This window comes from Bifidobacterium simiiventris, assembly GCF_019331715.1.
In the GTDB taxonomy this organism is placed as follows: domain Bacteria; phylum Actinomycetota; class Actinomycetes; order Actinomycetales; family Bifidobacteriaceae; genus Bifidobacterium; species Bifidobacterium simiiventris.
In genome coordinates, this window is sequence record NZ_JAHBBG010000016.1 from 1 (window position 1) to 13,993 (window position 13,993).

Consider the following 13,993-nt stretch of genomic DNA (forward strand, 5'->3'; position numbering starts at 1 on the left):
AACGACGGGCGAGGGGCTTCCGCAACATGGACTACTTCGCCACCATGATCTACCTGACCTGCGGCAAACTCGACCTCAAAGCCGTCACCACCACCTGACCATCACCCACCACAAACAGCGAATAGCCCTTCTTCCGACCCACAATCTGATTCAGCGGACACGACTGCGCAGCGCCCGGTCGAAGACCGTTTCGGATTCGCCAGGTTCTGCGCGCGATGCCGCACGCGGATGGAACCGTTCATGCAGTCCCGATTCGGCACCATATTGAACACAGCCTTCGATATCGCACGAAACCTGTGGAACAGACGTATCCGCTTTTCATACGCGTTCTACGCGGTCGTCTTCACGATCGTCACGGTTTCGGCCACCTTGCTGCTGCAGTGGAGCGTCTATGCGGAACCGACGTATGCCGATCCCAACGCGGTCGACACGTCGACGAAGGCGTGGAATAGCATTGCCGGGCAGCTCACGAAATTCGTGGTGCAGGTCTGGCTATTCCAGCAACGCAATGCCTTGCTCAATTTTTTGGTACTCGGCCTGATCTATTTGGTTCTGGTGTTCCTGCTCAACCGGTTCTGGATCGCGACGGCCGTATTCTCGTCCGTCATGCTGGTGTTCGCGGTAGCCAACCATATCAAGGTCGCGTTGCGCAGCGAGCCGATCATCCCCTCCGACCTGAGTTTCCTGTCCGGCGGCAATACCGGCGAGATCTGGTCGTTCATTCCGCAGGATGATCTTGCCTTGGTGCATCGTTCGATCAAAGGGCTTGTGCTGCTTGTGGTGATCTGTGTAGCGTTACAAATCCTCGATCGCCGCACCTGTGTAATCCCGTTCCGCTGGAAGCATCCGTTCCGCAATCCGAAGGTCATCGCCGGCAACTGCACGCGGCTTGTCACCGTGATCGTGAGCGCCGCGACCCTGTTCTCGTTCACGTGGAATCTCGGCATCCCCGGCTCGTGGTCATACGAGTGGGCGACGAGCATGGGAGACGCCGCGCAGTTATGGGATTCGCTTGGCGATGCCCGTGCCAACGGCCCGGCGATGAACTTTCTGCGTCTGGCGCACGCGAAGACGATGGACAAGCCGGACGGCTACAACAAGGCCGCGATGCAGGAACTGGCTCAGCGGTATTCGACCGCGGCAAAGCAAACCAACACCGAACGCACGAACAATTTCACCGACAGCACGGTGATCATGATCCTGTCCGAGTCGTTCTCCGACCCGACGCGCGTGCCCGGCATCACGTTCACCGAGGATCCGATGCCGAACATCCGCGCGCTGAAAACCACGACAACCTCCGGCCTGATGCTCTCGCCCGGATACGGCGGCGGTACCGCGAACATCGAATACCAGGCTCTGACCGGATTGAGTATGGGCCTGTTCGACGATTCCATGCAGTCGCCGTACCAGGAGCTCGTGCCGCACCAGAAGAACCCGTACACGTTCAACCAGATCTGGAACGCAAAATACGGCGAGGAAGGATCGATCGCGTTCCACCCGTACGTGAAGAACATGTACCTGCGCGATTCGGACTACAAGAAATTCGGATTCAGCCACTTCTACACGCTCGACAGCAACCCGCCCATCGCGCATCAGGACCGCATCGACAACGCGCCGGTCACCAGCGACGCGGCGGCGTATCAGAGTGTGGTGGACGCCTTGAACGCCAACGGGGCGAAACATCAGTTCGTGCAACTCGTCACTATGCAGAATCACATGCCCTACAACGACTGGTACGCGGACAACCAGTTCAAGGAAGCCGACGCCTCTGCGATCTCCGGCGACGAGAAGACCTCCGTGGACACCTATGCGAAGGGCGTCAGCCTCACCGATCAGGCCACGGCGGATTTCCTCTCCCAACTCGACCAGATGTCCAAGCCCGTCACGGTGATCTTCTACGGCGACCATCTGCCGGGCATCTACCAGACCGCCGCCAGCGACGAGAACAATACGCTGGCGCTGCACGAGACCGATTACTTCATCTGGTCGAACCAGGCGTCGGCCGGCAACACGAAGATCGACGCGGGAACATCAAGCTACGCCTCGTCCAATTTCTTCATGACGATGGCGTCCGAACATATGGATGCCAAGATCTCCGCGTATCTCGAGATGCTACGTCAGGTCCATGAGGAGATTCCCGCTCTGGGACGGCTGGTGCTTGGCACACATGGATTCGGAGACGACTCCTCCACCATCTATCTGGACTCCGAAGGCAATCCCGTGCGGTACAAGGATCTTTCCAGCAAGGCCAGGAGACTCATCACGGATTACGAACTGGTCCAATACGATATGACCGCCGGTAAGGGATATCTTGACGATACCGATTTCTTCACGGTCGCGTCGAAGTGACATCCTGCGAGTCTGTGACATACTGGAACAGTCGATAACCGTACAACGCGACCTAGGAAGTCCTCGTCCATGACCGCCAACAGCCTTGTCTCGATCATCGTTCCGGTGTACAACTCGGAACGATATCTGCGCCATTGCGTCGACTCGGTCCTTGCGCAGAGCCATCGCACCCTCGAGGTGATTCTCGTGGATGACGGTGCGACAGACTCATCGCCGGCAATCTGCGACGAATACGCGGCAGCCGATCCACGAGTGACGGTCATTCACCAGCCCAACGGCGGCATCGCCAAAGCCCAAAACACAGGACTGGACGCCGCTTCCGGTGACTACATCGCGTTCGTGGACAACGACGATATCCTCGACAGGCGGAACATCGAGCTGCTGCTGCACGCGCTCGAATCGACCGGCGCCGATATGAGCAAGGCGCGTTGGCGCCAGTTCGGCGTATCGCAGTTGGAGACCGTGGCTCGGGAGGCCGCGATCGGTGCGGACGAACCAAAGAGGATCACCGTGTTCCGCAATCCGCTTCTCGCCTATCAGACGGTGTTCTGCAAAACCCTGCGCATGCTGGGCGACGTGTTCGGGCGCAATACCGAAGCGCGGTATTTCAACGAGGCGAACTGGTGCCGGCTGTATCGGCGAAAGCTGTGGGATGGCCTGCGGTTCCCCGAAGGCATGTATGCGCAGGATGTGATGGTTTCCGGAGAACTGTACTCGCGCATGAACAAAGTGGCCGATATCGACGTGAATCTCTACAACTGGTTGCAATCGGCAGGATCGGTGACGCACAAAGAGGCCGGAGCAGCGTTCTTCCATGACAACGTGCAGGCCGGCATCGCAAACTTCCGGTATGCTCTGGACCGCGGCATCACGCCTGCTCGCAGCTATTACATCATGATTGAGCAGCATCACGAGGCAGCCCATGCCCCGGATGCAATGCAACCTGACAATCAGCGAATATGCCATACGGATATGCAAACCATACGGGGACTGATCTCAACGCTAGCACCATGGCAACGATGCATTTGCTTCTCGTTGTACCGCATTAGGCTCATAGAAAAGCATATCTACGATCGCAGGATTAAAAATATCATTTGATGCGCTGTAAGCCCTGATGTAATGGGAAGGTCGAAAGCAGTGCCTCTTCGGCTTCCCCATTACATCAGAACATCATCGTCATCCCCTACGGATGCCCATATCCCCACCTATTCGCGTCAAGTTGGGATTATAATACGGGTCGTTATTGATGATCGTCGCATACTTCTTGCGCATTCGGTCAGATTCATGCTCGAGGCGTTCCAGTTTCTGCTGACTTTTCGTATCATAGCCACGCGTAACTGACTCAAAGTGGAACAGTTCGGCCTGATGCGCCATCACATTGTCTTTGCCGAGCTGATCATGCACACGAATGCATAGGTCAACATCGTTGTATGCCACATCAAACGATTCGTCGAAACCGTTCACCGCCCAGAAATCGCCGGTCTTAATCATGCAGCAGGCTGCGGTGACCGCGTAATAGTTCGCGTTCTCCATAAGACGTCCATAGCGACCGATCCAGTTGCGCGGCGTACCGACAAGCACGTGGCCGGCCACGCCGCCAAGGCCAAGCACCACTCCGGCATGCTGAATGCGGTTGTTTGGGTAGCTCAGCTTCGCTCCGACCATACCGACACGATCAAACTGGCACAGACTCACCATCGTCCCCATCCAATCAGGCGCGATCACCTTCGTGTCGTCGTTGAGGAACAACAGGTAATTGCCTCGCGCGCTCTTGGCGGCTATGTTGTTGATGCGCGAGAAGTTAAACGGGATATCGATGCTTTCGACGCGAATCGGATGCTCATCGCCGGCCCGGCGTTCGAGCTGCTCGTACAGGTCGAACATCTTCGGGTTGGTGCTGCCGTTGTCCGCGATGATGATTTCGTAGTTCGGATACGTGGTTTTGTCGAGAATGGATGTGATGCAGCGTTCAATGTTGTCGTAGCCATTCTTGGTGGGGATGATCACGGACACGAGCGCCGGGTCGGCTATGTCATAGTCGACGTCGTAGATACCGTTGAGCTCGGACATGACGACCTTGCCGGCAATGCCGCGGCGTTCCAGCGCCGATTCGAGCGCCTTGCGGCCCGCGACGAATGCGTAGTTCTTGGAATGCGGGTCGGATGCGGTGGACGTAGCCAGCATGCGCCAGTGATAGAGCACTTTGGCGATGTGCCGGATGCGTGTCTTGTCGGTTTTCTCGGTGAAGCGCAGCACGAGATCGTAGTCCTGTGCTCCCTCGTAGCCGGATCGGAATCCGCCGAGCTCCTCGACGATGGAACGCCGATATACTCCTAGATGGCTGATGTAGTTGGTGCTCATCAGCAGGTCAGGCGACCAGTCCGGCTTGTACGTCGGGTCGCTGCGGTGACCATGCGCGTCGATCTTGTCCTCGTCGGAGTAGATAAGGTCCACGTCGGGATGCTCGTTGACGCATTTGGCGACCTCGTACAGTGCAAACGGCGGCAGTTCATCGTCGTTGTCCATGAGCACCACGTAGTCACCGGTTGCGATTTCCAGTGCCGAATTGGTTGCGCGCGAAATATGGCCGTTCTTCTCACGGAATGTGACCTTGATGCGCGGGTCGGACGTGGCGATTTGCTCGAGCATCGGGCGCACACGCGGGTCAGTAGAGCAGTCATCAGCCAGGCACAACTCCCAGTTCGTGTAATACTGCTGTTGCACGGATTCGACGCAACGCTTGAGCCACTGCGGTTCGACGTTGTACACGGGCACGACGATGGACAGCAGCGGCCTGTGCACGAAGCCGGCGATGTCGGCGCGCACCGCGGCCTCGTCGTAGCGTTCGGTCGCTGCGATGTGGTCAAGGTAGACCTTGCGTTCCTGCTGCGGGCGGATGTAGCGATCGCGCACGAACCGCAGGATGGCCTTGCGATCTCGAGCCGCGCGAAATGCGGCGCGGGCCAGCTTGTAGATCGGCGAGCGCTTTTTGGCCTGGGCCACTTTCACACTGTCGTCGAGCAGGATCGTCTTGCTATCTGCGGAAGCATCCAGCACGAGTTCCGCCTTGTCTCCCGGCTTGACGGTACATGTGAGATCGAAGCCGACCTGCGTTTTCTCGGGGATCATGAGCATGTGGCTGACGTCGAAGCGCACCGAGCGGGTGATGTCCGCGTCGATGTCCTTATCGTTGACCCGCACGGCGACGTCGACCTCGTCGTTGCTGTTGAGGTCGGCGGCCCAGCCGCGCACGGTCAGTGTGTCTTCGCCGTCGCCATGCTCGCAGGTGAATTCATCAATCGAATACGTGACACCATATGCGGGGGCGGCGTTGCCGTCGTGTTTGCTTGGCGGATAGTATGCGGCCGCGAACGGATCGACAAGATGCTTGTGCACGGAGCAGTAGTCGCGGATGTCGTGCTGTGCGATATCGAGCGGCTGCTTGCGCGAGTCGCGGAACAGCGCGTACGGGTCGAACAGTGCGGTACGGCCGTTGGCGGCGTGCAGTCGTACGCAATAGTCGATGCCGCGCAGTCCGTCCGCCAGAGATCGGTCGAATCCGCCGAGACTGAGGAAGTCGGCGGCGCGCGTGGCGAGACAGTCTTCGGTGGCGGAGAAGATGTCGCGCGGCAGCACGGTGCGGAAGTAGTAGCCGATGCCGGTGTCGAGGTCGCCGCGGGCCTCGAATGGGTCGCTAGAGCGCAGTGCGCGCAGCGTGACGCCCACGTTGACGATACGCTGCTGCGGCGTGACGACTTTGCCGGTCACGACGCCGATGGTCGGATCGGCGAAAAAGTTGAGCATTTCCTTCAGCCATCTGCCGTTGTCCGGCTGAATGCCATTGAGGAACACGACATATTCGGTGTTGCTCTGCTTGATGTATTCCGTCACGTCGGTGGTGACCGCGTTGATGAAGTCGCACTGCGGATAGTCGGTGATGCGCTTGATGCGCTCGGCTCCGTCGGCCGAGTATCCGGCCATGATGATGCCGACGCGAGGCGTGTCGGCATGCGAGAAGTCGCTTTTGTACGTGCCGAGATTGTCAAGCATGGTCACCGTGGCAGTGATGCCGCGACGCTCGTATGCGGCTTCGATTGCGCGGCGACCGGCCTCGTACGCGTACATTTTGCTGCGGGGATTACCTGCGACCGACGTGGCGATGGTGCGCCAGTGGTAGAGCATTTGCGGGATGTGCACGACGCGCTTGGCCTGCTCAGTGGCTCGTAGTACGAAATCGTAGTCTTGGCTACCGTTGAATTCGGAGCGTAGTGGGCCGACCTTGTTCAGCAGGTCATGGGAGACCACGGTGAAATGGGTGATGTAGTTGTGGCCGAGCAGCAGGTGCGGTGACCAATCGGGCTTGAAAAACGGGTCGAAGCGCTGACCTTCTTCGGAGATCTTGTCTTCGTCGGTGTAGAAGAAATCAGTGTCCGGATGATGGTTAAGTTCCTTGACGATCTCGTGCAGAGCTTGCGGGGCGAGTTCGTCGTCGTTGTCCATGAAGCCGACAAGGTCGCCGGTCGCCAATGCGATAGCCGAATTGGTCGCTTCGGAGATTCGGCCGTTTTCGGTGCGGAACGTGACCTTGATGCGCTTGTCGGCAGCGGCCAGCTCTTCGAGCACCGGACGCACGTGCGCGGCGCTGGAATGGTCGTCGGCGATGCACAGTTCCCAGTTCGAGTACCACTGCTGCTGCACGGATTCAACGAACCGTCGCAGCCAGCGTTCTTCGACGTTGTACACGGGCACAACGATGGACACGAGCGGCTTGATGGTGAAGTCGCGCTGTTCGGCGGAGGCCTGCGCCGCGGTGCCGCGTTCGTTGTCCTTAATCCACTGACTGTAATAGTCGACGGGAGGATGGATGCGGTCGTTGATTTTCTGCGCGGCCTTGCGCCAGCCTTCGGCCGTGAGCAGCTGCGCGGCGATGCGGATGAGTCGACGCTCGACGTCCTCCTTCTTCTGACGCTCGAAGGAGTCGTTGATGGCCGTCAGGTCGAGCGTCTGCGTGACGTCGCCTGCGGATTCACGGAAGACGATGTCAAACGCTGTATCCGTTTTCGGCACGTGCAGTTCGAAGCCGATGTCGTTCTCATCGTCGAAGTCGAACTGTCGAGCCACGTCCTGCCTCGGCAGCGACGTGATCGTGCCGTTCGTGCCTTTGGGCAGCACGATTTCAAGCGCCCGTTTGCGCACCAGATCCAGGGACCAACCGCGCAGCACCCATTCCTCGATGCGCATGCCATCTGCGGCCGTGCGAAAATCCGTGGTGCAGCTTTCCACTTCGGCGCGGTAGCTGTAGTTGTCCAGAATGACGTACATACCTACTCCTACTTACTCTTCCTGACGCTGTGAAGCGCGGCGCGCAGCCACTCTCCGAGCTTCCACCATTTCGACTCCTCGATGTCCCGTATATGCCGTTCGGCCAGTTCGGCGTGCCGTTCGGCTTCGGCCAGCCGGCTTTCAAGCAGCGCACTGTTCTCAGCGCGCTGGGCGTCCCGTTGGCGCATGCGGTCAAGCATGTGGTCAATCACAGGCCCCGACGAGGTCATACTCAGCACCGTGGCCCGCACGGTCACCGTGCCAGTGCGTTCCGGCGGCAACGTCAGCAGGATCTGCGGGTCGCCAGAAAGGAATACATACTCGTCGTCCGCTTCATGGAACGCGTTCGATTCGACCCGGATCTGAGCGCGGTCAACGTCTTCGACCGTAAACCCGCTGACCGTGCAGGGGCGTTCGCCATAGTCGATGCGAATGTGGCCGGCGATTTCGGGATCGATCTCGAACGAGATCTGCTTGGTGAGCGGCAAGGACTGAACGAGCCCACTCACATGGAACATGCCGTCGTCCGAGGCAAACACCTGCGCGCGCTGCGCGTAGAAGTCCCGGTCTGGTTTGATGAGGTCGCGGCGTTCGACAGTGAAGTCGGCGTACGTGCGCTGCGCTTGGGTCAGGTAAGCGATCGTGTCAGAACTCAAAGCGGGGCGTTCGTATGCTTCGGCGTCGATGCGTGCGAACAACCGGTCCATAACCGATGCGATGCCGTACCGTTTCACGAATTCGGCGCGATGCGCACGCTGCCACAAGCGGGCCCGATCGTAGCCGTCGAGGATGTCGTCGGCCAATGCACCCGTGTCCGTGACACGCACGCCGGTGGCCTGGTTACGCGCCTCGGTCAGATAGCGCGAATACGGTTTCATACGGCCGGAGAAGTTGTAATGGTTCGCAAGTTCGAGATTGTCGTCGTTCAGATAACCCGGACCGCCGAAATGATCGTACACGTACACCGGGATGCCGGCGACCAGACAGTACTGCACGGTTTTGCCGATCGTGACCACACAGTCGTAACGCGACAGCAGATCGACCGACGTAATGCGTGAGCCACCGTCCACGGCGGCGACCTCGCGCAGATAGTCGACCTGGCAGCCGCGTGCGGCCAATTCGTTCATTGCGGCGACCACTTCGCCGGGAGCGTGGTTCGACACAACGAGAACACGACGCAGACCGGAATGTCCGCCGTCGCATGTCTCATCGGTATCGACCGGATCGCAGTCAGCGTATTCCAGTGGAGCGGGATTCGGATACACCATCACGCGCGCATCGTCCGACGGCAGGAACTCGGACTGCGATTCCAACGTCTCCGCCGAATTAAACACGCTCATCGACGCGACGGACGGCTCCAAGCCGCGCAGATACGGAAACTCCATGTACAGCTCGCGGAACGGCGACATATGCGAGAACACGAAACGGCACCGCGAGCGCTCCCCCGGCATGGCCGGCACATCGACTCCGCCGGCAGCAGTATCGCCGATGTCGTCGGCGCTTCGGGCAAGGTCACGGATCACCGACTCGGGCAACACCTCGTGCTGCACCCAAATCACGTCGAAATCGGCCACGTGCAGCCTATCGGCGGCGGGATCGAACCGTAACGTCACGCGAAAGCCCTCGGACTCGACGATCGAACGCATGGGATCGTCGACCTGCCACGCGAACAACGTCACGTCCGCGCCGCGACTGCGGAAGAAGCGCGCCAGCTCAACTGCCTGCACCTCGCTACCGCCGATGTTCGCCAGCACGCTCTGCGTGATCAGGACGCGGCGCGCGGCGAACAAGGTCCGCTCTCGAGTCAACGATCCCATCGGTATCTCCCGCCTGTCGTCTGGTCAGTCCACGATGATGTCCACATGCGGATGCGTGAGCACCTGATTGTAGAAGCGGTCCTTCTTCACGCCGAACTTGTACACGTTCTCCTGCTTGAGCAGCAGCTCGTAGCCGGACGCGGCGGCGATGTTGATGTGATAGTCGCCGTAAGGTAGCACATTCTCGATCTCAAAGCGCACCTGATGTCTGCCCTTGCTGAACGTCATATGCTCGTCCTTGACCTTCGTGGACGTGGCCACGGACACGCGCCCCTCCTGATCGATCAGATTGATCGCGAAAACACCGTCCTCGATGTCGCGTTCGCATTCGATGTTCGCGGTGACAACGAAGTCCTCGTTGATGTCGATGAGCTGCCGCTCCTTGCCGTCTATGGTGACGTTGATGGAATCGAACTTGATGCCGTTGCCGGTTTCGAGTTCGACCTTCTTGTTGGTCTCGACGACGACCTGCTGCTGCTTTTCGAGGAACATGTTCGAGTATGCGTTGGCGACCTCGTCGGGCTTGCCCATCTTTGTGATTTTACCGTCCTGGATAAGGATGGCCTTGTTGCAGTACTTGCGCACGTCGCCCATGGAATGAGTGACGAGAATGATGGTCTTCTTTTCACGCTTGGCTTCGAAGAAGTAGTCCTGGCACTTCTTCTGGAACGCTTCGTCTCCGACGGCAAGCACCTCGTCGAGCACGAGAATGTCGCCTTTCGACTTGATGGCCACGGAGAACGCCAGTCGCACTTGCATGCCAGACGAGTAGTTCTTGAGCTTCTGCTCCATGAAGTCCTCGAGCTCGGCGAAGGCGACGATGTCGTCGTACATCGCGTCGATCTCCTCGTGGCTGAAGCCGAGCATCGCGCCGTTGAGGTAGATGTTCTCGCGTCCGGTCAGTTCCGGGTTGAAACCGACACCGAGTTCGATGAACGGCACGAGTTTGCCGTTGACCTGCACGCTACCCGAGTTCGGCGTGTAGATCTGGGAGATGATCTTCAGCAGCGTGGACTTGCCAGAGCCGTTCTTGCCGACGATGCCGAAGAAGTCCCCTTTGTTGACCTCAAAGGAGATGCCTTTGAGCACGTGCTGCATCTTGTAGCCGGTGGTGCCGCGCACAAGGCTGAACAGGGCGCTTTTGAGCGTGCTCGTGCGCTCGGTGGGCAGACGGAAGTCCTTGGTAACGTCGGTGACGCGCAGTGCAACGTTGTCGGGCAACGTGTTATTCGGCATGATTGCGATTGCTCCTTTCCGTCATACCAGCTCGGCAAAATTCTCGGACTTGATGGTAAAGAATCGCAAGCCGCCAACGAAAATCAATATGCACAGTGCCACCGGCACCAGGCCGACCCAGTGGTGGCCATACGCTTGCCATACCGTCGGGTTCTCCGGCGCAATGAGCACATGGCGAGCATCCTGTATGATCTGTGTGATCGGATTAAAGTACATGAGTCTGGACACCATTGGCCCGGCCTGTACGGTGACCAAGGAGATCGGGTAGATGATCGGGGTGGCGTAGAATCCAGCCTGCATTACGACCTCCCAGATCGGGTTAAGATCGCGAAAATCAACGAACAACGCACCAAGAAAGAACGCGATACCGGTGGACAATACCGCCAGCTCGAGAAAGATCGGAATCACCAGGAACGCCGACCAACGCAGCTGTACGCCATTGATAAGCGCGAAGATGAGCACCACCACAAAGTTGATGCCGAAATTGATGAGAGCGCTGGCGATGGCGGACAATGTGACCGTATAACGGGAGAAGTTGATCTTACGCATGAGATCGCCATGACTGACAACAGACAACATGCCACCGGTCGTCGCCTCATTGAAGAAGTTCCACATGATGATGCCAAGCAGCAAACCGACAGAAAAATGCGGTACGTCGGCGCCGAACTTAAGGAACCGCACGAACACCATATACATGATGGTGAACAGCATAAGCGGTTTTAGGATCGACCACAGGTACCCAAGGGCTGACTGCTGGTATCGAAGCTTGAAATCCGTGCTGACCATGGCACTGAGCAGCAGACGATTTTTCCTCGTGAAAATCTCCAGAATGTTATTCACAGACACAACTCCTCAAACACAGCGAAACCGTATGTTCTATCAGCCAAACATCAACATTACCTGCCGGATTGGAGAAGCACCGGGGGTACGGCTCATCGCTTTACGATCCGATAAGGCGTACGCCCGTCGATCGTTTGCCCGACCTGCTCGAACGCATATCCGTCGAACCGCTGTGCAGTCAGATCCTTGTCCGTCAGAATGTAGGAGACTCCCAACGATTTCAGCTGAGCGGGAGAAACGCGAAGCAGATACATATCCGGAGAGATCAGCTGGAACGTCTGTTGCGCGTCCTGTTCAAGGTTGACGGAGATATAGGCGTATCGGTTGTATATCTTTTCCTGAGCACCGTCGGGATCGAGCTTGCGCCAGGTGCCCATATCAGGAGTCACCTCCAACGCGTTCAATGTGCGGATTCCGTTGGCGACCAGCAGGTTGGCCAATATCGCGCTGTCCGTGCCATCCGTCACCCACATGCCGGGATCGTTCTGCTGCACGGATCGTACCTGAGCGACCATCGGCTGCCCGGTCAGCGGCGCGGTGCCATGCTGCACCGGGTTGACCGACATGCCAGATACGAACAGCACCGCCACGGACGCGATCATTGCCACAGATCGCACGGCGACCTGGTGCGGAAGCACCGACATTGCAAGCATGACGCAGAGGGCAAGGCATACCAGACAGGCCGGCAGATCCATATACACCGAATACACCCGGTGCGCCCCCCATATGTCGGCGGCGGTGTAAGCGATGCCGATCAGGATGATCCACACCGCGGGCAAATGCCATTGCCGTTGCGCCACCGCACGCACCAGTAGGATAATATTGGCCACACCGAAAGCCACCATGGCGCGCCCTGATGGCACAGCCGTCAGCATCAGCGCCGAGGAAAGCCACAGCGGGAACCCGACGCACATGAACACGGCAAGTATCGTCACGACCACGATCAGCAGGATGCTCAGCACGTCCGCCTTGCGGACCCTTACCATATTGATCACGGACAGCACGATGCCAATCGGAAACAGGTCCACGAACAGCGAGATCTCGACCGTATTCAGGGCGACGCCCTTCTTCACCACGAATTCCTTGAACGGCAGCATCAGGGTCGCCGTCGACGACAACAGCTGCGGCCACTGGTACCCGCCACCGACTGACTTCCTCGACCCCGGATATACCGTGCTCATCGTCGACTGAATCGTATCGAACGACAACACGACGACCGTGGCCATGATGCCGGCGAACAGCAGCAGTTCTCCCATGATGACCACGATGTCGACGGCACATATGCGGATGTGCGACCAGCGGCGCACGATCGTGAATGCGATGAGCATCACCAGCACATATCCCAATGTGATCTGCCAAGCCGGATACAACGACAAAACGTACATACCAGCGCATCCGCAGATTACCGCCAGGTACGCCGCCCTCCTGCTGGAACGCGGGTCAAGCAAATACCGATCGAAGCATACGATGGCCGTGAACACGGCGATCAGCATCTCCGGCAGGGAGTTCACCGCGAACCACCATTGCGTCAACGGCGCAAACGTGATCAAGGATGCGCCCAGACAGGCCACGCCCTTATGCTTCACCTGTTCGGACCGCACGCCATCGACGCGCTCATTGACAATGCACAGGAAGAACTCATACGCCGTCAAGAACAGTACGACCAGGCGAGCCGACCAATAGAACGCCAGTCCACGGGCGCTGCCGAATACGAGGTATCCCCAGTGGAACGGACGGAAGATCTCCGCCCACGTGATGACGGGAGCGTCTTTGATGATGAACATATCGGCGGACTTGTTGCCGAACAGAGCATTAAAGTATCCGTAGTCGTTGTACGCCTGCGAGAACGCGAGCGGAGTGCCGACGATGTATTCGTCCGAACGGATGCTGCGCGGGGTGCCCCACACGACGCCTTGCGACATGTCATGGCCAAGCCAATCGTCCCACATACCCAACGACGACCCGCTGACATTCAGTAACACCGCTACAGCGATGAGCGCGGCCCCGATGGCCCACCGATACCGGTGCAGCCATTCGCCGGTGCGACGGGGCCCGCAGAACAACAAAAAACACAGCAATGACACCGGCATCGCAAACCATAGAAAACGAATGATGACGACCGACCGAGTCGTATCAATGCTGTCCAGATGAAACAACAGGCTCAGAAACCGGGGCGAGACCGCGGTCAGACTGGCGGACGCCGCCATCGCCACCAATATCGCGAGCGCTTCCCTTCCGTATACATCAATGGCTTTCCGGAGTCTGCGCATACCCAAGCGACGCCTTTCCTTCAACGACATACCCTGTGGACCTATTCCTGCATCATAGCAAGGCGGCGTTCCCCGTCCGCGGCGGCCTTATGAGGCGAGACGGAAATGCCGCGTCGCGCGGTATACTGAGCTGCGCAGGTTCACCGAGAGAAGGATGCA

The 13,993-nt window shown here is 58.5% G+C and carries 7 protein-coding genes; 2 read left to right on the plus strand and 5 right to left on the minus strand.

Annotated features, from left to right (window positions below):
• The first annotated feature begins 240 nt into the window (after positions 1-240).
• Together KIH76_RS10670 and KIH76_RS10675 are read left to right on the plus strand one after the other, a co-directional pair.
• A complete protein-coding gene (locus KIH76_RS10670; RefSeq protein WP_236036990.1) occupies positions 241-2,349 on the plus strand; it encodes an LTA synthase family protein in 2,109 nt (702 codons plus the stop codon).
• Between the two features lie 69 nt (positions 2,350-2,418).
• Entirely contained in the window at positions 2,419-3,447 is a 1,029-nt protein-coding gene (locus tag KIH76_RS10675; protein WP_219070639.1) for a glycosyltransferase family 2 protein, read from the plus strand.
• Between the two features lie 78 nt (positions 3,448-3,525).
• Here KIH76_RS10675 and KIH76_RS10680 read toward each other — a convergent pair whose 3' ends face one another.
• The 5 genes from KIH76_RS10680 to KIH76_RS10700 all read right to left on the minus strand — a co-directional run bounded on the left by KIH76_RS10680 (position 3,526) and on the right by KIH76_RS10700 (position 13,864).
• A complete protein-coding gene (locus KIH76_RS10680) occupies positions 3,526-7,671 on the minus strand; it encodes a glycosyltransferase family 2 protein (RefSeq protein WP_219070640.1) in 4,146 nt (1,381 codons plus the stop codon).
• Between the two features lie 8 nt (positions 7,672-7,679).
• Positions 7,680-9,488, minus strand: coding sequence for a glycosyltransferase family protein (locus KIH76_RS10685; RefSeq protein ID WP_219070642.1), 1,809 nt, complete (start codon positions 9,486-9,488; stop codon positions 7,680-7,682).
• A 24-nt stretch (positions 9,489-9,512) separates the two neighbouring features.
• Positions 9,513-10,724 carry an ABC transporter ATP-binding protein gene (locus KIH76_RS10690; protein WP_219070644.1) on the minus strand — a complete coding sequence of 404 codons (1,212 nt, stop codon included), beginning with the start codon at positions 10,722-10,724 and terminating at the stop codon, positions 9,513-9,515.
• 21 nt (positions 10,725-10,745) lie between these two features.
• Positions 10,746-11,564, minus strand: a complete 819-nt coding sequence (locus KIH76_RS10695) for an ABC transporter permease (RefSeq protein WP_338023670.1) — start codon at positions 11,562-11,564, stop codon at positions 10,746-10,748.
• Positions 11,565-11,656: 92 nt separating this feature from the next.
• Entirely contained in the window at positions 11,657-13,864 is a 2,208-nt protein-coding gene (locus KIH76_RS10700; protein ID WP_236036991.1) for a DUF7657 domain-containing protein, read from the minus strand.
• Positions 13,865-13,993 lie beyond the last annotated feature (129 nt).